Below are 22,602 nucleotides of genomic sequence, written 5' to 3'. Positions count from 1 at the left end.
GCTGAGGACCTGAAATATTCAATGAAAACTTATAGAAAAGAATTATGGTTTCACATTCCCGAGCGTATGGGATTTATCAACATAACCGATAAAGTACAAGAATGCTTGAAAGACAGTGGCATTCAGGAAGGATTCGTTTTAGTAAATGCAATGCATATTACCGCTTCCGTTTTTATCAACGATGATGAAGAAGGCCTCCATCAAGATTATAAAAAGTGGTTGGAACAAATTGCCCCTCATGAACCCTTATCGCATTATCAACATAACGACACCGGAGAGGATAATGCGGATGCCCATATCAAGAGACAAATCATGGGGCGTGAGGTTGTAGTCGCAATCACCAACGGCGAACTAGATTTTGGACCTTGGGAACAAATTTTTTATGGCGAATTCGATGGATGCCGCGATAAGCGAGTTTTAGTAAAAATTATTGGAGCCTAATGAAGCATTCCGTACTTTTGTTTTTCAGTCACGGAGTGTTTGAACGAGCATACAATCCGCTATATTGGGTAATATAAGATCTTTGGCTATTTTTCCCTTTTATTTCTGTGTATTATTCCCGACAACTTTGCATCTATTTTAATAAAAGGGGATTTTTATGAAGCATCTTATTAATAATGTCTTGCGTACAAAGAATATGGTGGAGTTGTTGCACGCTATGGGTATTCCCGTCAAAAAAGAACAGGTTACATGCAAAGATGAACGTATCATTTTTAATCCGGAAAGTATCAAAGAAGGTGAGGAGTTGGCTGCAAATTTGCAAAATCTCCTACAAAAGGATGCTGTAAAACTACCGATTAAGCGAAGAACCGTCGCTGAGTTGCTTGCTGAGGAGATTGCCAATGCAACCTGCTCTGACAGTAAAAATAGTGAAACACTCAAAAAATCCTGTCTCGCGTTATTGGATATTTTACAACTCAAAGACACATTAGACGAGCAACAAGAATACCTTAATATCCAACTTCCCTCTGCTGTTTATGGACCAATATTTAGTGCTTTAAATTATAAATACATGAGCATCGACGGTGAAAAGATAAAATTTAATATTAAAGAATATTTAAAAGCGCACAAACAAGAACTTATTTTAATTGATGGACAATCACCTTTACTTTTTGCCTATTCAGAACTGTTTGAAAATAGAAAGGTTTTCTATGCCGAGAAAAAAGTAAGTGCCGATATAACTGAAGTAACACCTTACTTCTTCGTTCCTGATGCACTGACCCCACCTGCCTATCATTTTGTTTTGGATACAAGCGGCAGTATGTTTGGAAAGAATTTAGATACATTAAAAAAGAGTGTCATCGAACTGGCGGATGCCTTATTTCAATACCAACCCGATGCAGTCATCAATATCTCTGAATTCAATACGGAAAATCGAACTGTTGGTAATTTCCGCAAACAAGATATGAGCCGACTCAAGTATGAGGTGAACAGATTATCAGCAGACGGTTCAACACGGCTTTATGCGACGGTCGTCGATCAATTAGCGATGCTGACTCACTCGAAACTACACAATAATATTTTATTATTTACAGACGGAATAAATTCGTCAGATTATGAATCCCTACTCATAAATCAACTGGAACGTACAGTAGAGTCCTTAGGTGAGGAAACTTCTTTAATTCGTGTGAAAAATAAATTCTTCATTTTGAGTTATGGAGTAAAACAACCAGAGGTATTACAAAAAGTGGCGAATGCATTTGCCTCTCCAATTATAAATACAAATACCGTTGATTTTATTGAGGCGTTATCTCAACAGGATAAGTTACAGGAATGGGCAGCAGCCAGAGAGTTATTCACTTGTCGTCTTGAAGTGGCAGGAAGTTCTACTTTGGATACACAATCAGAAGAGTATGTTTGTTCGTTTGACATGTCTGGCCAATTTGTTGCTTTAAAGCCCCAGCTCCATAAGAATAATGAGCGTCTGCATTTAACGATCACGGACAGTAATGGTAAAATATTGCTCGATGATCAACGATCGTTAGCGAAGAAACCAATGGACTCTGTGCTATTACCTGGTATCGCAAAAACAGCAGTTCAACATGGTGTGTTTGCAGTGCAAAATACGCCCAAGACAGATGTTCCTACCCCATCAGTAACGCCAACATTTCTTTAAGTCCTCTGTTAGACTATAGGCCAAGGAAAATTAAAACCAAGGCCTGTAGTCTTAACACGCTACTCAATCGCAAAATTCCGAATCAAGTTGTATTGAACAATCGCTATAATAAGTCAGAATAAATAGGCGCCTACTTTAATCGGATCAAAGCGCTATGTATTAAAGGATTTGAATTGAGCTCGAAGAACAAATTTAGTGATCATGATTTTTTTGGCAACACCATTATCTATCGCACCAATGATTCTTGGGGTGATATTTTTGTTATTGATAGAGGAAGTATCCGAGCACTTAACTTTGACCCAGTCTATGATCAAACCGGTATTTATCTTCAATACCCTCATATTCCCGTCCATGAGTACACACGCGTAATGTTGTTGGCTCTGGCATTTATTCATCCAACCCACATCACGTTATTAGGATTAGGCGGAGGAAGTTTGCTTCATTGCCTTCATTTTCTTCTCCCCGAATGCTCGCTGTTTTGTATCGAACTGCGTAAAAAAGTTCATGAAGTCGCGATGGATTTTTTTCAATTACCTGCGGCTAAAAATATTGAGATACTTATTGCGGATGCACAAACCGCAATCAAATTTCAAAAGAGTCACAGCACGCAGATCGTTTTTGCTGATATGTACCTCGATTATGGGATGGAAGCATTCCAAATCCAACAGCAATTTATAGAACAATCCCATCGAATTTTGGATGATAAGGGGTGGCTGGTGATCAATTATCACGAGCTTCCTGAATTGGGTTCCCCTTTTATTCAATGCCTGCAGGATTATTTTGCTGAACTCTTTATGTGTCCTACAGTAAGCAATAATTATATTTTATTTGCCAGCAAATCACCGGTGGGCGATTTGCATTCAGACGCTCATCAAACCACTCTTGCCGAATTGGAAAATAAACTCAACATCAAATTGCTCCGCTTACTTCGCAAAACGAAACGGTGCTATGGAAAGTGAGACGGTCGGGATCGACAATTCGGATTCTATCTCTGCGCGCGAAGCGGGAAAGAGTGTGGCAAGAGTATGTTGAGAAAGCGTTAATCCACCTTTAAATTTTAATCCCGCATCCAATTTTACGGCTGCGTTTTGCAAATTTTTTATTTCTGCAAAAGCATCAGCAAACAATTTGGAAACAGAATGTTCAGGAGCAAGTTCACCATAAATCATTACTTCTTTAAACCAAGGCTCTTTGGCTAATTTTAAGCATTCTGGGCTGTAGGATAGGATAATTTCAAGCAACTCATTATTTTGAGGTTTATCAAGCTTAGAAAAAAAACTGACTCCAGACCGAGGTGCTGGTTTTAGGGCTGCTAGAATTTTATTTATCGATCTCTGGCAATGAAGAAATTTTGCCAACGGCTTGGTTAATAAGGACATATCCGTTTTTAATTGCCTTACTTGTTCCACCTGCGTCGCTCGTTTCCGATTTCTTTGAAAATAATCCTCAACTCGAAACAACAATTGTTCCATCACAGGAACAAAATCAAAAGTCACAATAGGCTCCAGTTTGCCAGCAACGGCATCCAGGTGCGAATTTGCTGCATGGGCTACAAGTTGACGCCATTCTTTACTCACTTTCATTACTGATTTCCTGTCCTTGATCGAAAGCAGCTCAATGATTGTAAGCTTCAATTCTTTGGGCAATAGATTAATGAATGCAGAGTTAATTTTTAAAAACTCTTTAAAATTCGGTATCTTAAGACGTTCATCGTGAATAATGCGCAAACTAAGCGACGGATAATCTTGAGCAATCTTGGTGAGAACAAGGTCTTGTAACCGAGAAGGAGTGTGCGTTGTGGTCTCAGTTGGTATTGGTTTTTCAGATTTAGCAAGCATTTTATACATGACGTTATAAAAAAGAAAAGAGTCTACGTTATGCCCCCATAAAAAGATAATTTTTTTCGTTTTATTTCAAATTAAATCAAGTAATTATTATAAGGAGGGAACTATTTGAGCAATGATTCTCTGCCTGCGGTAGAAATGCCATTCCTTGATAGAACAAACGCAATAAAAAATATAAGCCTATAATATGGAGATAAGGATTCTTTTGAAAAGATGAGGGATACTATGATTAAAGGCGCCGAACTCCTAGTTGCAGCCCTGGAAAACGAAGGGGTGAAACACATTTTTGGCATTCCCGGCGAGGAAAATCTTGACGTTGTTGAAGCGCTTCGCAACTCGTCCATTGAACTGGTACTGACCCGGCATGAACAAGCCGCTGCATTCATGGCAGCAACCTATGGTCGCTTAACGGGTAAGGCTGGGGTTTGTCTCACCACGCTTGGCCCTGGAGCCCTCAATCTTACCACCGGGGCAGCTTATGCTCTTCTTGGGCACATGCCCATGATCATGATTACAGGACAAAAAGGTGTTTTATCCTCACGGCAAGCACGATTTCAGATGGTAAATACCGTGGCGGCAATGCAACCTTTAACCAAAATGTCTCGCCAAATAGTATCCCCGTCAATGATTCCTACTATAGTACGAGAAGCATTTCACCTTGCAGAAGAAGAAACCCCCGGCCCAGTTCATTTAGAACTGCCCGAAGACATTGCTGCAGAAAAATGCAAACCGGTGCCCCTCATTCCGCCCCATCCTTTTGAATACCCTATTGCGAGTGAGCAAGCGCTCAATCGTGCGGCTGAAATGATCATGGCGGCGAAGCGTCCACTGGTTATGTTGGGCGCAGCAGCTTCCCGTCCCCGAGCAACCAATGCGCTGGCCCAATTTATTACTCGAACGAATATCCCCTATTTCACCACGCAGATGGGTAAAGGCACGGTTTCTGTAACCACAGAACTTTATATGGGTACTGCAGCCCTTTCAGAACGTGATTATGTGCATGAGGCGATAGAGCAAGCCGACCTCATTATTACCATTGGCCATAGCACGGTTGAAAAACCACCGTTTATCATGGGACCTCATCTGAAAGTCATTCATGTCGGCTACCAATCCGCTACTGTAGAAAAAATTTATTTCCCCCAGGCAGAGGTTATTGGCGATATGGGCCCCTCCTTAAAACTGCTGGCCGATAAGATAGAAGGCAAGATTCCTCATGCAGATGCCCTCCTGCCATTGCGAGAAGGTATTTTAAGTAAAATTACCGCGCGCTCTACTGAAGATCGCTTTACACCGCAACGCATGGTTCATGATGTTCGGCAAGTGATGCCACGCGATGGGATTCTCGCGCTGGACAATGGCATGTATAAAATCTGGTTTGCGCGAAATTATCGCACCCAAATGGCTAATACCATTCTTCTGGACAATGCCCTCGCGACCATGGGCGCAGGTCTTCCGTCAGCCATTATGGCCTCACTGTTGTATCCTGAGCGCCGGGTGATGGCGGTGTGTGGCGACGGGGGGTTTATGATGAACAGCCAAGAATTAGAAACCGCTGTTCGCCTTAAATTAAACCTTGTCGTCCTCGTGATCGAAGACCACGCTTTTGGCATGATCCGTTGGAAACAAGCAGTAGATCACTTCCCTGATTTTGGAATGACCTTCTCGAATCCCGATTTAGTCAAATATGCAGAAGCTTATGGGGCGCGGGGTACACGAGTGAAGCACATTCAAGATTTTCAATCCATTTTGGAGAACGCATTCAAGGAGGGAGGAGTGCATCTGGTCATTTTTCCAATCGATTACTCGGAGAATAAACGCGTACTTGTGGATGAATTACAAAATCGGTTGCCACCAGAGCAAAAGGTGAAATAATGAAAAAAACCCTGCACGTGGTACATGCATTTGATCGGACATTAATCAAAGAAATTCCTGCAGATGATGCCCAAGCACTTGCAACCAAGCTTAATACAGCGGCATCTGCCTTAAAAAATCGCGATGCTTGGCTGAAACCTCACGAACGCATGAGCATCCTGAAAGGTGCCGCCCAATTATTGGCAGCGGATCAAGACCGCTTTGCCCGGCTTATTGCACAAGAAGGAGGCAAGCCGTTTACTGATGCGGCAATTGAAGTGACTCGTGCCATCGATGGATTAAACGATGCGGCCGAAGAACTACGACATTTTGCAGGCAAAGAAATTCCTATGGGACTTACCCCTGCCAGTGATAACCGCTGGGCATTTACGATTAAAGAACCGATTGGCGTAGTGGCGGCTATTTCTGCCTTTAATCATCCCCTAAACCTCATTGTTCACCAAGTGGCGCCTGCAATCGCGGTGGGTTGTCCAGTAATTATTAAGCCGGCAACGACTACTCCCTTATCGTGCATCGAACTGATTCAGTTATTACGACAAGCCGGTCTTGCTGAAGAATGGTGTCAGACGCTCATTACAGATGACAATGCTTTAGCCGAACAACTCGCCACGGATAAGCGAGTTGCTTTTTTAAGTTTTATTGGTTCAGCAAAAGTAGGTTGGTATTTACGCAGCAAACTGGCACCAGGGACTCGTTGTGCCTTAGAACATGGTGGCGCAGCACCCGTAATTGTCGATCGCAGTGCGAATCAGACTAAAACCACGCAAGCCCTTATTAAAGGCGGCTATTATCACGCCGGACAAGTGTGTGTTTCCGTACAACGGATTTTTGTACATAAAGAGATTATCGCTTCATTCATGGATGAATTCGTGGAGCGGGTCAAAGCACTGCGCGTGGGTGATCCCCTTTTAAAAGAGACGGAAGTCGGGCCATTGATTCTCCCCCGCGAAACAGAGCGCGTCGTATCCTGGATTGATGAAGCCGTAGCCAAAGGAGCAAAATTGTTTGGCGGCGGTCGTCTTTCTGAAACCACTTTAATTCCCGCAGTACTGCTCAAGCCGTCCGCTGATGCCAAAGTATCCCAATTGGAAATTTTTGGTCCTGTAACCTGTGTTTATGAATATGAAGAGATAGAGCAAGCAATTGAGATCGCAAACTCATTACCCTTTGCCTTTCAAGCCAGCGTATTTTCTGAAGAGTTAACACCCGCATTGCAGGCAGCAGAAGGTCTTGAGGCCTCGACGGTGCTCATTAACGAGCATACCGCTTTCCGCACCGATTGGATGCCCTTTGCTGGATTAAAGCAATCAGGTTACGGCGTGGGCGGAATACCGTGGACGATGAAGGATATGTCCAAAGAAAAAATGATTGTGCTGAAAAGGGATGACTAGTAGCACTACAATTTATAACCCAAAGCTCAGCTACGAGTTATATCGTGCCTTTAGTCAACTCAACCTTTTAAACCACCGCATTAAAATAGTCTACACTAAAAAAAAGTCTCATCGACCAATCTCTAATTGTGCAATGGAGTTATCATGGAAGCAAAATCAGAAAGAAATTCAATCATTTTTTCATCAGAAATGAATGCTGCTCAGGCTGGTAAACGATTAGACTTGGAAAATGCGCCCCATAAATCAGATAAGAAAGTATGGCTCCTACGTGAAAGTTCTGTCCCTGGACTTCTGACCGTCACTTATTATAATCATAAAAAAACCGACTATTCCCATGCAAGGATAAGATTTATAGCTGGGAGATGGAAGTTTGCTCCCTCAGATAACTTTCAAGCCCAAGAATTTGTAAAACGCGCAGAGGCTGCTTTTAGCGAGGCGCTTCCTGAAAAAAGTTTTGCTAGTTTAATTGAAATCTTAGACAAAAAAGGATTTAACATAAACAAACTCGTATTCCCCAATCCCAAAGAGTCTTCCAAGACAGAACAATTATTAGCCTATACCAATGATTTGCTTGAGGAAACCCCCGGTTTATTAGAAAGATATAGGGCGTCCTTTTAATTAGAATGCTCTGGTTTACCTTCATCACGGTACATTTTTAAGCAAATACTTCGTCGCTCGAAATTGACTCATTCAACCGCTCAAAATAAATGGTATTTTAGCCATAAGAAAACAAAATAAAATGTTTCTTTTTCCATATAATAGCGGGCTGTTTTGACCATTTGCATTTTCATGGATTCCCTGCAATTATTCTAATTTATAAAAAAAAAGATAAACTTGCTTTCGATGCTTCTGGATTTGTTTCAATTTTTTCTGAGGAATTTATTAAAGAATCTATCTTCTGACTCAGTTGCGACAGTTGTTCTGTAAGTAAATTATTTTGCTGTTCCAAACGTCGAATCGTCAGCTCATACTTTTCTTTCAGTTGTTCGTGACTTCGTGCTAATACCTCGCACTTCCATCTGGATTGATTCTCCTGAAAAAATTGATCATTTTTACAGATCAATTCGTGGTCTCGCGTTATTTCGCCACCCATCAAAATCAAACGATCAATTAAATCCCTTTTTTTAAGATCCGGCCAATATTTATTCACAAGCATTTGTGTTATCAGTAAGTTAAGCGTGTTATTTTTTATTGGAACTTTAGCTTGATTCACTTTAGAAAAAATTTGATCCCAATGCCATTGATTAACGATGAGTTCACTTGTAACAAGATAAAATAAAGGAGTTTTTTCGACAAACTCTTGGCCACTTTCCTTAATGTTTATATCTGCCCCATTATTGATTAAAAATTCAAAAAATGCGATTAAGTTCTGCCGATGAGAAGAATCTCTAGCCTCAGAGAATTGCTGCATTACTAAATGGAGTACTGTTCCTTCATGTAGACTTTTAAATTTAAACTGAAATAACTGCTCAGGAATTTCAAAAGAAGCGTATTTCTTATAGAACATAGATTCACTCAGAGAAGATGCATCTTTAAAGATTAATAAAAGCATGTTAATTAATTCGATTTCATCAAAATTTTGAGCGCTGTTGAGCACTTTCATTTTTAGACTCCTTCAACGTCTTGGCACAAGTATCTGTTAAGGTTAACTCTTCGGTGTAACATTTGCGAGATCAAAAATATTTAACTCCTTTTCTATTTCGGCAACCTGCGAAACCATTCCTTCAAATCCCTTCTTTCCAAAGCGCTTATGCTCTTCATCTTCAAATTTTTCGCCCAACTCTTTGTACTCACTATCAGAGACAATCGACTTAAAGGCAGGGAACAGCACAGTATCTTCGCGGGCAGCATGGGGTTCATACATATTTATAAATTGGTACAAAACCTCGATCAATTTTTTATCGTGCGATTTGAAACTTTTTGTCTGCGTCGTTTCTAAAATATAATCAGTTAATTTTCTCCCCGCTTGATGTTGCGTTTTCAGGGTGGTTACCAAATCAACCAGACGACCGGCTTTTTCAAAACGAGGGAATAGAAAGTTCTCTTCCAGTTGTTCATGGTACTCTTCAATAAATTGTCTAATAATCGTTGCCGACTTATTAATCAGTACTGGATTTAAATCGCGCGCTTTTTCAATTCGGTTCATCGCTTCTCGATAAATAAGAATGATCCGCCGCAAAACACCATGCTCCCGCATCAAATCCTCATCAGGAGACACATCCTCCTCCTTTTTTTCTAATCCGAATAGAGGTTTTGCCAGTCCGGAACCCGCAATAAGAGTACCGCCAACGACAACGGCTGCATTTTTAAGAAACTGTCGACGATTGCTATCGATTAATTCAGAGGACATCCTTGCTCCTGTAACTGATAGAGAAAATTCAAATTCTTGCCATGTAGTTTGATTATGCTAAATTGGCAGAAAAAAACCATCCCGATAAACAGGGAGAAATTACTTTTACTCGCTGTTTAAAACATAAAGCTCACCCCTCCTCCATAGTCCGCATTAAAATTGCCAAGCTGGCCGTTGAGGCTTTTCCCTATTTCCATATCGATTGCAAAATCTTGGGTGATAACAAAAATAAGTCCTGTATCTAAATTGTCCGTATCCCTTCTCCCTAATTAGGGAGAAGGTGCCGGTCAGGGCGGATGAGGGGAAAGGTTACTTATTCTCCTAGAAACATTATTTAAGCTGCCAGCCTGAAACTTGTTGCAAATAATGCACCCCTCCCGATGAATCAAACAGTTCCGCGTCCATTGATTCTTCTAGGGTGTAATCATCATACACTTGGGCATTTTTACTCACCACTTCTCGCTCTGGAGTCGCATTTCCCATAGGCGCTCCCGGGATAGGTTGAGGCATCGTTTTAAAAAAGGTATATTTTCTTTTGTAGTTAATTTCATTGGTATACACAGAATTTTTGGTATCTGCTGAATATCCATAAACCAGGGACTCATGATTTTTAATAGAACCATCAGGCCGGGTACTGATATCTATGATACGGGGATCCCAGGCATCAACCTCCCACAAAGAGTAATCTTTTTCATCTTTTAATCGAATTTTAATTTCTAAATAAACATGATCGTATTTGACCGAGCCGACAATACGAATTCTTGCATTGGCGCCAAGACGATCAATTTCTTTACCTATCTCCACTAAAAGATAATCTGCCAACTCATGGCAATTACCCATACCCACATACTCTATCAGATCATGTCGATATTTATATTCATTTTTTTCAGTATCGATAAGCGGGCCGCGGACATTTTTAGAGAAATAATTATTTTCTTTTATCTCACGGTGATATTTGATGTATCCACCTTTTTGGTTACTGATCGCTATTTTCTCTCTGGTGTCTAAAATAGCTTGAGTACATATTGCTACAAATGCTTCTCTCGATAATAAAACCATAATAACAACTAATCCATACACAACAATAAAATAATAATAAAAAATTATATCATTTAGTTGTCAAATTGATCACTAAATTTATTTAGTGATGCAATCATCATCAATACTGTGGCTACTATAGACGCGGCATATTCAGCAGATACAAAGTACCCCTTTGCAACAACGCGTGGTTTTGTCTCCAGTCTGCTCTTTCAAACCTGGTCCTAAGATTTTAACACTATAAATTTTGCCCCCCTGTCAGAAATAACAGATCCGAATGATTGTTTACATTAAGTACAATGATAAACACCGTACAAAACCAATCATCGTCACAGACGAAACAAATATTGTTGCAATTAAGTAGATAAACTATGAAAAAATATGCCCTCTTCGCTTTATTTGGATTGACCACCTTAAGTGCTTATGCCTGGGAACCCTTTTGTTCGAAAAGCACAGCCAAAGCCAATAAAATTGTTGCCTATTTAGGAGCAGACGCACAATGGAATATTGAACAGGAAGATATGACCAAACTCAGGGCACAATTGAATGCAGTTGATGTCGTTAATTATGCTTTTGTACGATTTAGCACGAACTCTGAGGGTAATACCCTACCCAAACTGACAGTGGGTGATATAAAAAATATCCAGACACTAAAACAACTTCGGCCTGATTTACCCGTGATCATCGCTATGGGTGGCTGGGGCGATCGCGAAGGGTTCGGTCAGTTTATTAACGACCCCAAACAACGAGCGGCCTTTATTGAAGCAACAAAATCCTTGCTGCAAGAAAACCAATTGGATGGTATTGATATTGATTGGGAAAATGAGTTGCTGGCCTCGGCTGAGGAGATAAGAAATATCGCCGCATTAATCCGCGAATTAAAAGCAAAAATCGGCCCCTCAGGATATTGTGTGACTAATGCCGTTCCCGGAACAAGTTGGTATTGGGAAAAATATCCAGATGCTCAACTATGGTTCGAAGCTGTAGATTGGACGACAGTCATGGCCTATGACCATTATGGAACGTTTGGCCAGAGAACCGAACATGGTGCTGCCCTTTACGAGGATGATCGTCCTGAAAACACCAATTATCCCTATCCCAAAACCTCTGGTGATATAGCGGTATCCCATTATTATCAACAAGGTTTAGCCGGTGAAAAAATTCTTCTTGGCGTACCTTTTTATTGCCACTCGTATTATGTAGATGGGAAATCAATCGATACTAAGGCAAAAAATCCCGGCTTACATAGGCCAGTTATTGACCCTAATATTAATTCTCAAGTGAGTTATAATGAGGCGTGGAACCATTATGGAGAGGCATTATTCGCCTACCGTCAGCAATCCAGTTCTACTTTGGATACACAAAATTATTATGGCCTTATCCCCATAGAAAACACCACCATGTATCGCTTCATGAGTTGTGACAGTCCCCAATCGATTGCCAGTAAAATGGCTTATATTAAAGGTAACAATTCGCTGGGTAGTAATGCAAACAAACCCATACTACTCGGTGGCGTATCATTCTGGAGTTTACAACAAGATTTAGCATTTGAAGATCCTCAATCCTTATTACGTGCCATTGATGAAGGATTAAGATAAAAGTACTCACGACACACTCAATTACGTCAACGCATACGTGCTCGTGAGCAGGCCTTGCGCCCCAGCCAAACATTCAGTATAGTGAAATATCAAGTTGATATGTAGTTCCACATTTAGACTATGGATAGCTTAAAAGGAATTTTACATGACCAGACTAGAAGAATTACTCTACTCCTTAACCACCGTGATCCTTCGTTATCACGACAGCCAACCTAAAGTAAAAAAATTAGTTACGGAAACGGATGAAGAAATATTGCAAGAAAAATACCTCATTCGTGCTAAAGAAATAATTCAAAATCAAGAACTTAATTTTAAAATCTATTTAAGTAATCTGATTAAACAATGTACCGATAGTGGAAGAAGTCCTTTCTTATATTATCTCTTGCATGAAGTGGCCTCGCTCAAAGCATTGCTGGACCAAAAAAAATCACTTGAATCGATAGAATTACAAGAATACACCAATCACATTGCTCAATTACTCATAGATCTCAAGCGACTATTGGATACCCCAAAATCAAAAACTTATAAAGTCACCTACAGCAAAACTGCAGATGGTCCGGCGGTTCCCATTCCTCTTTCTGGTTTAAAAATCGAAGGATATTTCGAAGACGGATTATGTAATTCAGGAGAGATTTTAAAAGTTGGCGTTTTAAAACCATTCAAAATCACTACACACTCTTCAAATGAAGATCTTAAAAACATAGCAAAACAAATTTGCAACGAACATCAGCATACTTTTTTAGTGCCTGAATTATTCGCGCAAGTTGCTGATTATAAAAAAACAAATTTAGAATATGAAGAGAAACTGAATTCAATATCAACACAAGAGCAAGAAAAACAAATAAAATCAGAAAGCGTTTCTTCCAAACAAATGCTGGCTATTTATTTACTCTGCTTTCAATATAAAAGAACACTTGCACGAGCAGAAAAGCAAAAAGCCATGCTCGACACGCAACAAAAACTAATTGCTGAACTGCAACAAAAAGTCAGTGAGTTAACTCAACAGATTGAGAAAAAACCTTCACCTTTCAAATTTTATAGCCCTTCTTTTTAAGCATTTTACCTCCCTCTCAATAGAAGCGCCTTGAAAAATCCATGCTGTTAACATGGATTTTTCGCCACATCGCAATTTTTTGGTCATAATCTGTATCAAATGATAAATAAAACAGCAAATTATGCTAATAAAATGACCTATTAAGCCTATTTTTAATAATTCCTTAATAAAAAAATACTATCATTTAATGCATTATAGTTAAACCACAGTGAGGTTAATCTGTGTTCAGCAAGCAATCTAAAACAAAAACTGATGCCGTCAATGAAAAAATCAGCCGCATTACGAAAGCGACTGAGGTGCAAGACATACGATCTTTGGCACGTTTCGATGAACTTTTGAGTAAAAATCCACACCGTGAGCATATTCAAGGTTATTTTGCTGAAATTCCATTATCTGAATATCAGACATTTGTACCCAATGGACCTCTCTTTCCTGATCGCTATGGTCAACCTTACAAAGGCGGCCAGTTTGATGCCCCCTTATTCACCTTAAAAGAATGGCGTGACCATTGGCAAGAAGGACACCCCGACATGGAGCAACCCGATTTATTAGTCAATGCAAACTGGTTTAATGTATGGACCACCGGTGTGCCAAACGAGGGAGAAAAAATCAACCCTAGACAACAAGCACGTACCTATCTTATTGGGTTATCCCTGAGTAAGGGTGAGTTGGTATCTACCCACAAAGTGCTTGATCAAGAAAATGTTGGCCTAGATACGATTACTTTTGATGCATCAACTAAAAAAGCGGAGATCATTGCACATAGTCAAATTGATGATAATTCAGAAAAAAATCCCGATTTTTATAATCAGAAAAATGCCGTATCAGGATTTATTATTCTCCAGGATCAAGCGCAACAAAAAACCCCTGATTTAAATAATAATCATTCAAATCGATTGCCTCGCACCGGCGTGGGATACAAAAATAATGGCAAAACTCTGGTTGTAATGGTCATCCATAATCCTAATCGCAATTATGGAGTCACCGCCGAGGAGTTTGCGGATTTATTTAAGGCACTCGGCTGTACCGATGCAATCAATCTCGATAATAGCGGCTCAGCAGAACTTTATTACACAGGCTTGGGTGAATTCGGTAAAAAATCAGTCACCGTACAAACAAAAACGTGTGATGCTGGAGCTCTAACGGAACGTCCTAAACCCAATTGTTTGGGCTTTAAAAATGTAAGTCAATGCACCTTCTTTGCCAAGGATGACTCAGACATACCAACACGCAAAGAAAGTCTCGATACGCAGAAAAAATCAGCCAAAACTGATGATGATATAAGCTACACCTATTACATTAAACGCTAGTTTACGGTCGATTAAAATTTCCGTAAGCAATTTGCTCTCTCTCCTCCATAGAAATTGCATCGGAGGAAGCACTATCCGATGCAATTTTTAACGTCAACTCCAGAGGAAATTTGCTCGGACTAAAGAAACTATTATTATCGCGATAGGCTTGAGCAAGCATATGAGAAGCATATTGAATTTTATAATATTCAGTAAAGTAAGAGCAAACTACCGCAATATGAAATCGTGAAGCAGTATCATGTATACGTCGGTCATTGAGATAGAAAGTGCGGTCATTGGAATTAGAAACGATAAGATTTGCTTTAGCTAGATTCAGCATATGAATCACGCGATCCTTGGCCTCCACTGTCGGAAAGGTAACCCCTAACAGCTGATTTTTTGATAGAAAAGCAGGAAAGGAAACTTTATTTCCATCAACAACCAGGGAATCAATTTCTTGTACCTCTCTGCTTCGGTATCGACGCAAAAATACATCCCTTATTTCTTGATTTGGAAACTCAATCACCAATGATTTTTTATCACCATGAGCATACTCAGATAATTTGATGACTGGACCAAGAATACGCCGAATAAAATAATTCAATCGCTGTTTTAGCTCCGGTTCATTGGCACAATAGCGATCGATAATTTTTGTAAACCAAGTAGTGCATCGGTTATTTTCAGTAAGTAGCTGCTCCAGTTGATGATACGCTTGCAGTACTTGTTTTGAGCTCCCCGGATGGGATGGGATTTTGTCTAATAAATGGATTTGCTCACTCATGCTCTGGATAATCGATTGCACACGTGGGTAATGTGGATGATTTCGAAGTTCATTTGATAAGGCTATGAGATCATTGATATCCATAACCATCAATTTTAGTATGATGTTGTTTATTGACATTCTGTTTTCTCACCACGTTACATGATTCACCGACTCTACCAAAATGAGCTTCATTTTGTCTAATTAATTCCTTTTAGTCATTTTATTTGTCACCATTATCCAGGCTCCGTTTACATTTCGCGAGCTTGAAGCAAAATGGCTGGAATGTTCTAGGCCTTTAAATAAATTCTTTACCCTTGTGGGTATTTTATGTACCCTGGCTTTTCCCAAATTTAATGAATAAGGATCTTTCATGGCCAATTTTTCTACTTTTAGCGTTTATGAAAAAGAAATGCGAGCGTTCATAGATAAAGTTGTCGAGACCACTTCCTTAGAAAAGGATAAAATAACGACATGGCTTTATAGTGATGGAGTAATGCAATTTCGTGGGGGGCAAGCTGCAGATTATTATCCTTATGTGAATGAAAATCTCAAAAAATTTAACCATAGGCCATTAATCTCCAAACAACATTCGATGGGACAGATATTAACCGGCTTTATGACGCTTAAAAACGCATTCATCAACCAGTTTGCAAAAGAGGATCCCGAGCTCAAAATAAAGTTAGAACAATTATTTATTCTCAACCTTTATAGTGCCATTGAAAATCACTTACCCTTTATTGTCATTCAAAGCGAAATATCTTCTGAATTGAGCGCTTATCAAGATAAAAACGGTTCTCTTGGCCCCAAAGAAGCACTTCAACTCACAATAAAAATGTTTGAAGAAAAGCGTTTAAAAAATCCTCAATTGGAGGAAGATTTTAAAAACCAATTAATTTTGATGAATGAGTTTTTAGATGATTTAAGTAACAAATCACTCCCTTCAGAACAAAAATTCTTTAAACCAACTGGCAATAACAATGGTACGACAACAACGACTGAACAATTGACACCTAAATAAGCAAATGCTTTTGGAGAATGAAGGATGCCCTAAAACCACTCCCACTTGTTGGAGAGGGGATTACGCATCCCTCCACCCTTGTAGGAAAAAGGACTTTTTTTTTACCAATTATTTGCTGGAATCACTAAATTCAACGCGATTTCGTCCCAGGGTTTTAGCACGATACAAAGCGTCGTCAGCAAGCCTTATTAAATAAGTGGGATCATCGTTCTGTGGAATACATCCAGCAACACCTAAGCTAATCGTTACAAAACGAGAAACATCTGAATCAGGATGAGGCAGTTTCAATGCATAAACCGCTTCACGTAATGTATCCGCAAATTTGATCGCACCTGCTATAGGGGTGTCTGGCAAAATACAAGTAAATTCTTCACCACCATAGCGCGCAAGTAAATCGGTACTACGATGCATTGTCTCAGCCAACGCACGCGCAACACACTTAAGGGCATCATCACCAGCTAAATGCCCCAGACTGTCGTTGTAACGTTTAAAGAAATCGATGTCGATCATAATCACGGAGATTGATTTGGCATAGCGCAAAGCACGCTTCCATTCATGTTTCAGGAAGTCGTCGAATCGACGACGATTGGCTACCCCAGTTAATCCATCCAGATAAGACATTTCTTGAAGCAAAACTTGCAGTTTCTTTTTTTCTGTAATGTCTTCTCCTACTCCTACATAATGCTGGATTTCTCCATAGTTATTAAAGACGGGAGCAAAACTCCAAGATTGCCAAAACGTACTTCCATCCTTTCGGTGAAAGAGAAGTTCACCATTCCAGGCTGCACCGGATCGAATAGTTTTTCGTAAATTAGCAAACGCCTTTCTTGGTGTCAGATTATTATGGAAAAAATCAGTTGTATGACCATAAAATTCATCTTTCTGATAGCCTGACAATTTAATGAGTTGAGGATTAACGTAAATAATATTTCTCTCTTTATCAACAATCAGCACGGATACTGGGCTTTGTTCAATAGCCGACTGCATTTCACGTAAACGATTTCGCTCTTGTATCGCTTGGCTTATATCATGAAATGCGATCACAATTCCTTTGGTGTTTTCTTTGAGTTTAATTGGCGTTGTAATTAAAGAAACAGGAAAGCATGTACCGTCTTTTCGCCAAAAATAATCATCATCACTCGCATAGGGTCTCTCGGTTTTTATGACTTCCAAATTTTTACAATCCTCAATCGGATAAGGAGCATGAGTATGATACGAGTGATGAAAGAGTAAATGGGCATTTTTACCAAGCACTTCCCCTTCCTGATACCCTAACATACTGCAGGCAGCAGCATTAATAAACTCTATCGCAGCCTCTTTATTGATAACGACTAGCCCCTCGCCAAGTGCCGATGTAATATCACGTAAATACTGCTCACTTAGTTCCACCTGTTTTTTCGCTTGTTGTAAAGCACGTGTTATTTTTGCATTGAGTTGCAGGGCTTCTTCCAGCTCTTGGGTACGTTTCTTTACCTTATCTTCAAGAAAAATGGTATTTTGAAATACTCCAAAATCTGTTCTTGGCGTATTCATATCTTGTTCTGCTCTATCAATCAATGCCTTGATAATTTTATTGAGGCGTTCGATTTCAGTGATCAATTCCTGTGTATTTTTAGGCTTGCTTTTCTCAGGCATCGCTGTCTGTCCGTAATTCACCTATTGCTAGACCGGTGATGGTTTGATTGATATGAATTCCCTTAAATTGCTCTCCATAAGTGCTAAAACCAACGACATGATGATTCTGAAAAATTTTCTCTACGTCCTGTTTCAATCCTTCCCGTTGCATCTCCAAATTGCGAAGGATGCAGTCACACGCTAGAACCAATTGCGGCGTACCAATAGATGATTTAATGTCTTCAAAGGTTTGCTCAATATTTTTAATAAGATCAATACCATGAGCGGCCATAAAAACTAAACCGTTATCAATTGCACAATAAAACTTTAAGCTTCCATCGGGATTAGCCTTTTGAATCGAGCGTACATAATCAACTCCATTGATGCGTATTACCAGTGGTGTCGCAGAAAACTGTTTGGGATCCAGTTTGTCAACTTGAGTATTGACGATACGCGCATATTCCTCCACTGCCGGATAGCCATTAATTTCATTAACAATCCGACGCTCAGGATCTGCTTGCGTCACAACCAGCTTTTCATTCCCACAAACGAAATGTTGCGATTTGAATAGTTTAAAAGGATAGATTGTATTGACTAAGACAAGCGCGACAGAATCAGTATGAAAAACCCCATCGGCAAATATCCAAGTTTGCTTAAAGTGCAGATCATCGCCTGCAGAACCACCAACAAGTGCGATTTCTCCTAATGCATCTTGCAAAATATGAGTGATTTGCTCTTCGCGAAGGGATAATCCATCCACTAATAAAAAAGCAAAACTGTTTTCAGAATTAGTAGATGGTGCCCGTGCTTCAAGATGTTGAAGGAGATTATTGGCAAATGCCTGTCCTTTGTCGTAATTAATATTTTTTATATCATTTAGATGACCAGCCACAGCGGTAAAACCATCAGATGAAAAACTGACTCCTGAAAGAGAATGCTCTATATAACCGCAGGGTCCAATTTCACCAGCCGTTGTACATCCAATTACCTTAATATTTGGAAACAACTCATTTATTTCCTTGGCTATGGCATCCAGGTCATATTGACTCGAGCAAAAAAATAGAACAAGTTCCATATTTGGTTGATGCACAGCAGCATAAAATTCCTTGACCGCTGTCTGCGGATCGTTTGCAGTTGACTGCCCTATACGAATAGATTGCTGGGTGCTCATCTAACATTCTCCATATTTTTAGAGATGCACGTTGAAAAAATAAGTTTTTAAAATGACGCTTAATTTATTGCAAATTTACATATAAATATAGCACAGTTGCCGAAGTGGGGTCAACGTAGGATGGGGACCTACGCCAATTTTAAAAATCAGAAGATGGGGCTCTTTGTTGCTGAGACTCAAGATGTTTCAACAGTTTCGTGTAACGTGGTAAAACATAATTTAAAGAGCGCATTTTCGAAGATTGAAAAAATGAGACCTGTTGTGGCTCTCCTTTAGCTAAAATCAATTCTACTTCTTTATCTATTTTCATTTCTGTCTCAAGCCAACCTGTTGCATCGTGTACTAATACGGGTAAAACAGTCGCTTTAGGTGATAAAGCCTGATTTAATTGACGACTGTACACTCTTAACTGGAATCTCAGAGCATCCTCAGTACACGTTTCAACACTATAACCTAAGGTGTATAACTTATTTGTTGCTTTGGGTATCACCTCAGGCGAAGCAATTTCTATAAAATCATTAAATGAAAATGTCTGAGGGACTCCTTGTAAATAATTATAAACCACGGTTCCTTCACCACTCTCGACAACTCTCTTTTCACTTGAGGAAGGGATTTGAGATAAACCCATTTCATCCAAAGCCCTAAGAATTTTTAGATCCAGCTGGCCTTTAGCCGGTTTTTTTATTAAATCAATGGTAAAAGCGCCATCCATAAACGCAACTTCGCCCTTAATAAAGGATAAATCGGTATCTGCGTCTACATGAGTGATACTGACATTGCCTTTTTTATCGGCAATAATGAGTGCCACACACCCTTCTAAGCCTACTGTAGCCGGGAATCCTTTTTGGGTGGCCGTTTTTCGCACTGTTTCATTTTGACCTGCAATCAACATGACCCTGGGTTCACGTTGAATGATTTTTTTTTCTTCCATTTTTACACGCTACACCAATTTTAATTTGGTGAAGTATACTCGAGGCTCAGCCATTAGCCGATTATTTTCCTAAAAATTTAACTGAATTTAGAACACGAGCCGGACTCTCTTACAAACATCCATTTATTTTAAGCATCATAAACAAGCGATTAATAAATTCTTAAGCTTCACTCGTTACACTATATGTTTTATTGTTAATCTAAAAGGATAAAATATGCCTTTTGTTATAAAAGTATCAGAAGATAATGCGGTTCAATATTCTCCTGACCAATCCACCTTTTATCAATTGCACCCAGAATTTGATAAATCATTTCAAACAGATACAACTACTTATGAACCTATTATCATCGATCCTAAAGAAGAGGTTAACTTAGAATCCATCAGTATACACCATTGTCATACGGTGATTGTAAAAGATCGTACGTATAATAATTTTTTTATGCTGCATGTATCACCACAAGCACTGCGAAGACCCTATGATTCAGCAAATAAATTGGCAGGAAAAGTGGTAAGCACGGGGATGTTTGGTATGTTTTACATGGATTTTGATGCATCCCTGACCAATAGTAAAAAACCAGCCTACATCGATTTAGATCCATACTATTACGGTAGCAAAGAGATTGGAACTCATCCTGACTCCGAATTAGAAGTGATTGTGGTTGTAAATGCTGAGCATTGGAATCTACAAAAAGTCCGACAAGAAATTTTAGAGACATTACAAGCGCGAATTCCAGGAAAAATCGTTAAGTCTAATGTAATTATTAATAAAGCCTTAGATCATGCCTACTATTACAGCATTTTATTTGCTCCGAAATCTGAGTCTTTAACGGTCATCTCAACAAATGGTTTATATACCGAACCTTATAAAAACGCTTTCGACAATAATGTACACCAATATACTGATGAGATCCTTCCAGAAGAAACACAAATGGAGCTGAGAAGTCAGTTAAATAGTTTGCAGGGGGAAGCTCAAAAAATTACCCAGTCTATATTAGAATCACTTGACCCCTATGGAACAATAGAACAGTTTGTTTTAAAGCCATCACATGAACTGAGCTCCTTGATGCAAGGCAAAAGAACAGAACTTGAAAAAATCATTAAGGGAATAGAAGCGGTAATGAGTGGAAGTAAAAATCCAGTAATCAATCTAGGAAGTCCAACTTTGTACGAGACGTATAAGCAACTGGGTTTTCTGCATTTATTTGCTGGGAATTATGAGCAAAGTGTATCCTATTTCAGCAAAGTTACCCTGTACGCAGCCAACATGAGAAAAGCCGAGTTCGATGAGGATAAGAGTCGCTACGCAACTCTTACTGGCGCCATTTATGAGCGTCTTGGAAATCTTGAACAAGCTTATATTTTTTATAAGGACGCGCTATTAGGCTGTTATTATATGGAACGTCTTGATGCCGATCTGCGATTTGCCCGTGTTGCATCCCAACTAAAAGGAAAAGAAGTGGAGGCTCTAGAGGCTATAATTGATGCCAAAAACATTTTCCTTGATTTAATTGAGCGCGTTGAAAATCAGTCACCACCCCAAAAAGAAGAAATACTTAATGCCTTAAAAATAAGAGGCGCTGCGTGTGATGATCAACTTAATTCATTAAAAGAACATTTAATCGAACACCACCATGAGAGCCCTGTATTACAACAGGAGTTTGATAAACATTTTGCCCTATCAACCTACACAATCTAGGCTTTGAACGATGTTATGGGATCTTAAGCCCCATAACATCATGGGGTACTCGAACCGAAACGGTTCTTTGGCTTAACATTTAAATTCGCAAAATATTCTGTGATCGTGATCCTCGAACTCAGCATCCAGCGAATCCACATGGGGATACCTGCATAAAAAATTGATACCTGCCTTAATTTCTTGAAGCTGTTTATCCGCCATAAATCGTCCATCCACATAGAGACTGTAAGCTGTAATTGCAAAAACTAAAGTGGATACAAGCATCATCCCTAGACCGAGAAGAGCCGTCCCTAAGGGGGCAGTAAATACACTAAGCCCAAATAGCACAACTCCTAGGCCGCCAGCAGTAGCAATGATTGAATTGGCCAGCATATTAATGCCGCCAAAACACTGACTTGCTTTTTTATCTTCTTCTAGGTCGGAATTTAATCGAGCAAAAAGATTGGTTAATGGTTTAAGGGCTGAAGCAGGATTATAATGCTCATCCGATAGTGTCTTATCCAATACGTCTGCAATGAGAGTCTCTAAAGATGTGGTGTCTAAATTTTCTACAACCGCTTTTAATTCATGGAGGCTTGCAGTCATTTTTGAGATATGCTTCTTTAACTGCAATAATGCTTGATATTTATTTGTATCCCAATTTAAAGTTTCTTTGGCTATGAGTTTCTGCCGGATGGCTTTTTCAGAAGGAGTTTGAAAAAAACGTGGAAAGTAAATTGTGGAAATGATCATAATGTAACTTCTTCGGTTATTATTTTAGCGCATTATAAAAATGGAATGTTTCTTTTTCAAGACATCTCAGCCCGTTTCTAGCCCCCCCTAAAAAGTGATTCGAAAAATGATTCGTACAGTGACTC

Annotated in this window: 20 protein-coding genes; 11 read left to right on the top strand and 9 right to left on the bottom strand. The window is 39.5% G+C overall.

The genetic code is table 11. The annotated features are described in order from the left end of the window. The first annotated feature begins 21 nt into the window (after positions 1-21). From EL022_RS04555 to EL022_RS04545, 3 genes are all read left to right on the top strand, one after another. Positions 22-441 (top strand): secondary thiamine-phosphate synthase enzyme YjbQ, encoded by a 420-nt coding sequence (locus EL022_RS04555; RefSeq protein WP_028382572.1) that lies wholly within the window; start codon positions 22-24, stop codon positions 439-441. Between the two features lie 157 nt (positions 442-598). Then, positions 599-2,116: a VWA domain-containing protein gene (locus EL022_RS04550; protein ID WP_028382571.1), complete on the top strand. Its 1,518-nt coding sequence runs from the start codon at positions 599-601 to the stop codon at positions 2,114-2,116. Between the two features lie 173 nt (positions 2,117-2,289). Continuing rightward, complete coding sequence (locus EL022_RS04545) at positions 2,290-3,075, top strand: class I SAM-dependent methyltransferase (protein WP_028382570.1); 786 nt, start codon at positions 2,290-2,292, stop codon at positions 3,073-3,075. On the opposite strand, the gene EL022_RS04540 is transcribed toward EL022_RS04545, so the two are convergent. Continuing rightward, entirely contained in the window at positions 3,040-3,954 is a 915-nt protein-coding gene (locus EL022_RS04540; RefSeq protein ID WP_162151251.1) for an F-box protein, read from the bottom strand. The genes EL022_RS04545 and EL022_RS04540 overlap by 36 nt on opposite strands. 231 nt (positions 3,955-4,185) lie before the next feature. Here EL022_RS04540 and EL022_RS04535 point away from each other — a divergent pair, with 231 nt between their 5' ends. The 3 genes from EL022_RS04535 to EL022_RS04525 all read left to right on the top strand — a co-directional run bounded on the left by EL022_RS04535 (position 4,186) and on the right by EL022_RS04525 (position 7,841). Next, positions 4,186-5,832, top strand: coding sequence for an acetolactate synthase large subunit (locus EL022_RS04535; RefSeq protein WP_028382568.1), 1,647 nt, complete (start codon positions 4,186-4,188; stop codon positions 5,830-5,832). Further along, positions 5,832-7,223 (top strand): aldehyde dehydrogenase family protein, encoded by a 1,392-nt coding sequence (locus tag EL022_RS04530; RefSeq protein WP_028382567.1) that lies wholly within the window; start codon positions 5,832-5,834, stop codon positions 7,221-7,223. The genes EL022_RS04535 and EL022_RS04530 overlap by 1 nt, the downstream gene beginning before the upstream one ends. 144 nt (positions 7,224-7,367) lie before the next feature. Further along, positions 7,368-7,841 (top strand): hypothetical protein, encoded by a 474-nt coding sequence (locus EL022_RS04525; RefSeq protein ID WP_028382566.1) that lies wholly within the window; start codon positions 7,368-7,370, stop codon positions 7,839-7,841. Between the two features lie 196 nt (positions 7,842-8,037). On the opposite strand, the gene EL022_RS04520 is transcribed toward EL022_RS04525, so the two are convergent. The 3 genes from EL022_RS04520 to EL022_RS04510 all read right to left on the bottom strand — a co-directional run bounded on the left by EL022_RS04520 (position 8,038) and on the right by EL022_RS04510 (position 10,632). Next, entirely contained in the window at positions 8,038-8,826 is a 789-nt protein-coding gene (locus EL022_RS04520) for a hypothetical protein (protein WP_028382565.1), read from the bottom strand. 42 nt (positions 8,827-8,868) lie between these two features. After that, on the bottom strand, positions 8,869-9,573 hold the full coding sequence (locus EL022_RS04515; protein WP_028382564.1) for a hemerythrin domain-containing protein: 705 nt from the start codon (positions 9,571-9,573) through the stop codon (positions 8,869-8,871). Between the two features lie 330 nt (positions 9,574-9,903). Then, entirely contained in the window at positions 9,904-10,632 is a 729-nt protein-coding gene (locus tag EL022_RS04510; protein ID WP_028382562.1) for a hypothetical protein, read from the bottom strand. A 350-nt stretch (positions 10,633-10,982) separates the two neighbouring features. Between EL022_RS04510 and EL022_RS04505 the strand changes: the two genes are divergently transcribed. From EL022_RS04505 to EL022_RS04495, 3 genes are all read left to right on the top strand, one after another. Next, positions 10,983-12,209, top strand: coding sequence for a glycoside hydrolase family 18 protein (locus EL022_RS04505; RefSeq protein WP_028382561.1), 1,227 nt, complete (start codon positions 10,983-10,985; stop codon positions 12,207-12,209). A 145-nt stretch (positions 12,210-12,354) separates the two neighbouring features. After that, complete coding sequence (locus tag EL022_RS04500) at positions 12,355-13,263, top strand: hypothetical protein (protein WP_028382560.1); 909 nt, start codon at positions 12,355-12,357, stop codon at positions 13,261-13,263. Between the two features lie 221 nt (positions 13,264-13,484). Further along, positions 13,485-14,573 carry a phosphodiester glycosidase family protein gene (locus EL022_RS04495; protein WP_028382559.1) on the top strand — a complete coding sequence of 363 codons (1,089 nt, stop codon included), beginning with the start codon at positions 13,485-13,487 and terminating at the stop codon, positions 14,571-14,573. Between the two features lies 1 nt (position 14,574). Here the strand turns inward: EL022_RS04495 and EL022_RS04490 are convergent, their stop codons facing one another. Further along, positions 14,575-15,453, bottom strand: a complete 879-nt coding sequence (locus EL022_RS04490; protein ID WP_028382558.1) for a hypothetical protein — start codon at positions 15,451-15,453, stop codon at positions 14,575-14,577. A 232-nt stretch (positions 15,454-15,685) separates the two neighbouring features. On the opposite strand from EL022_RS04490, the gene EL022_RS04485 reads away from it, so the two are divergent. Further along, positions 15,686-16,333, top strand: a complete 648-nt coding sequence (locus EL022_RS04485; protein WP_028382557.1) for a hypothetical protein — start codon at positions 15,686-15,688, stop codon at positions 16,331-16,333. Between the two features lie 108 nt (positions 16,334-16,441). On the opposite strand, the gene EL022_RS04480 is transcribed toward EL022_RS04485, so the two are convergent. From EL022_RS04480 to EL022_RS04470, 3 genes are all read right to left on the bottom strand, one after another. Continuing rightward, on the bottom strand, positions 16,442-17,968 hold the full coding sequence (locus tag EL022_RS04480; RefSeq protein WP_051544524.1) for a sensor domain-containing diguanylate cyclase: 1,527 nt from the start codon (positions 17,966-17,968) through the stop codon (positions 16,442-16,444). Continuing rightward, a complete protein-coding gene (nosP, locus tag EL022_RS04475; protein ID WP_028382556.1) occupies positions 17,961-19,118 on the bottom strand; it encodes a nitric oxide-sensing protein NosP in 1,158 nt (385 codons plus the stop codon). The genes EL022_RS04480 and nosP overlap by 8 nt, the downstream gene beginning before the upstream one ends. 139 nt (positions 19,119-19,257) lie before the next feature. After that, entirely contained in the window at positions 19,258-20,049 is a 792-nt protein-coding gene (locus EL022_RS04470; RefSeq protein WP_028382555.1) for a hypothetical protein, read from the bottom strand. Positions 20,050-20,263: 214 nt separating this feature from the next. On the opposite strand from EL022_RS04470, the gene EL022_RS04465 reads away from it, so the two are divergent. Next, positions 20,264-21,745: a tetratricopeptide repeat protein gene (locus EL022_RS04465; protein WP_028382554.1), complete on the top strand. Its 1,482-nt coding sequence runs from the start codon at positions 20,264-20,266 to the stop codon at positions 21,743-21,745. A gap of 72 nt (positions 21,746-21,817) precedes the next feature. Here EL022_RS04465 and EL022_RS04460 read toward each other — a convergent pair whose 3' ends face one another. After that, complete coding sequence (locus EL022_RS04460) at positions 21,818-22,477, bottom strand: hypothetical protein (RefSeq protein ID WP_051544523.1); 660 nt, start codon at positions 22,475-22,477, stop codon at positions 21,818-21,820. Positions 22,478-22,602: the final 125 nt, after the last annotated feature.

The organism is Legionella cherrii (genome assembly GCF_900635815.1).
Taxonomy (GTDB): Bacteria; Pseudomonadota; Gammaproteobacteria; order Legionellales; family Legionellaceae; genus Legionella; species Legionella cherrii.
Note: the sequence above shows the minus strand (reverse complement) of the source record. Positions and strands in the feature narration are given on the sequence as shown.

What these genes read in the sequence shown, in the direction of transcription:
- EL022_RS04555 (WP_028382572.1), top strand. Translation starts at nt 22, where the DNA reads ATGAAAACTTATAGAAAAGAATTATGGTTTCACATTCCCGAGCGTATG.
- EL022_RS04550 (WP_028382571.1), top strand. Translation starts at nt 599, where the DNA reads ATGAAGCATCTTATTAATAATGTCTTGCGTACAAAGAATATGGTGGAG.
- EL022_RS04540 (WP_162151251.1), bottom strand. Translation starts at nt 3,954, where the DNA reads ATGCTTGCTAAATCTGAAAAACCAATACCAACTGAGACCACAACGCAC.
- EL022_RS04535 (WP_028382568.1), top strand. Translation starts at nt 4,186, where the DNA reads ATGATTAAAGGCGCCGAACTCCTAGTTGCAGCCCTGGAAAACGAAGGG.
- EL022_RS04530 (WP_028382567.1), top strand. Translation starts at nt 5,832, where the DNA reads ATGAAAAAAACCCTGCACGTGGTACATGCATTTGATCGGACATTAATC.
- EL022_RS04525 (WP_028382566.1), top strand. Translation starts at nt 7,368, where the DNA reads ATGGAAGCAAAATCAGAAAGAAATTCAATCATTTTTTCATCAGAAATG.
- EL022_RS04520 (WP_028382565.1), bottom strand. Translation starts at nt 8,826, where the DNA reads ATGAAAGTGCTCAACAGCGCTCAAAATTTTGATGAAATCGAATTAATT.
- EL022_RS04515 (WP_028382564.1), bottom strand. Translation starts at nt 9,573, where the DNA reads ATGTCCTCTGAATTAATCGATAGCAATCGTCGACAGTTTCTTAAAAAT.
- EL022_RS04510 (WP_028382562.1), bottom strand. Translation starts at nt 10,632, where the DNA reads ATGGTTTTATTATCGAGAGAAGCATTTGTAGCAATATGTACTCAAGCT.
- EL022_RS04505 (WP_028382561.1), top strand. Translation starts at nt 10,983, where the DNA reads ATGAAAAAATATGCCCTCTTCGCTTTATTTGGATTGACCACCTTAAGT.
- EL022_RS04500 (WP_028382560.1), top strand. Translation starts at nt 12,355, where the DNA reads ATGACCAGACTAGAAGAATTACTCTACTCCTTAACCACCGTGATCCTT.
- EL022_RS04490 (WP_028382558.1), bottom strand. Translation starts at nt 15,453, where the DNA reads ATGTCAATAAACAACATCATACTAAAATTGATGGTTATGGATATCAAT.
- EL022_RS04485 (WP_028382557.1), top strand. Translation starts at nt 15,686, where the DNA reads ATGGCCAATTTTTCTACTTTTAGCGTTTATGAAAAAGAAATGCGAGCG.
- EL022_RS04480 (WP_051544524.1), bottom strand. Translation starts at nt 17,968, where the DNA reads ATGCCTGAGAAAAGCAAGCCTAAAAATACACAGGAATTGATCACTGAA.
- nosP (WP_028382556.1), bottom strand. Translation starts at nt 19,118, where the DNA reads ATGAGCACCCAGCAATCTATTCGTATAGGGCAGTCAACTGCAAACGAT.
- EL022_RS04470 (WP_028382555.1), bottom strand. Translation starts at nt 20,049, where the DNA reads ATGGAAGAAAAAAAAATCATTCAACGTGAACCCAGGGTCATGTTGATT.
- EL022_RS04465 (WP_028382554.1), top strand. Translation starts at nt 20,264, where the DNA reads ATGCCTTTTGTTATAAAAGTATCAGAAGATAATGCGGTTCAATATTCT.
- EL022_RS04460 (WP_051544523.1), bottom strand. Translation starts at nt 22,477, where the DNA reads ATGATCATTTCCACAATTTACTTTCCACGTTTTTTTCAAACTCCTTCT.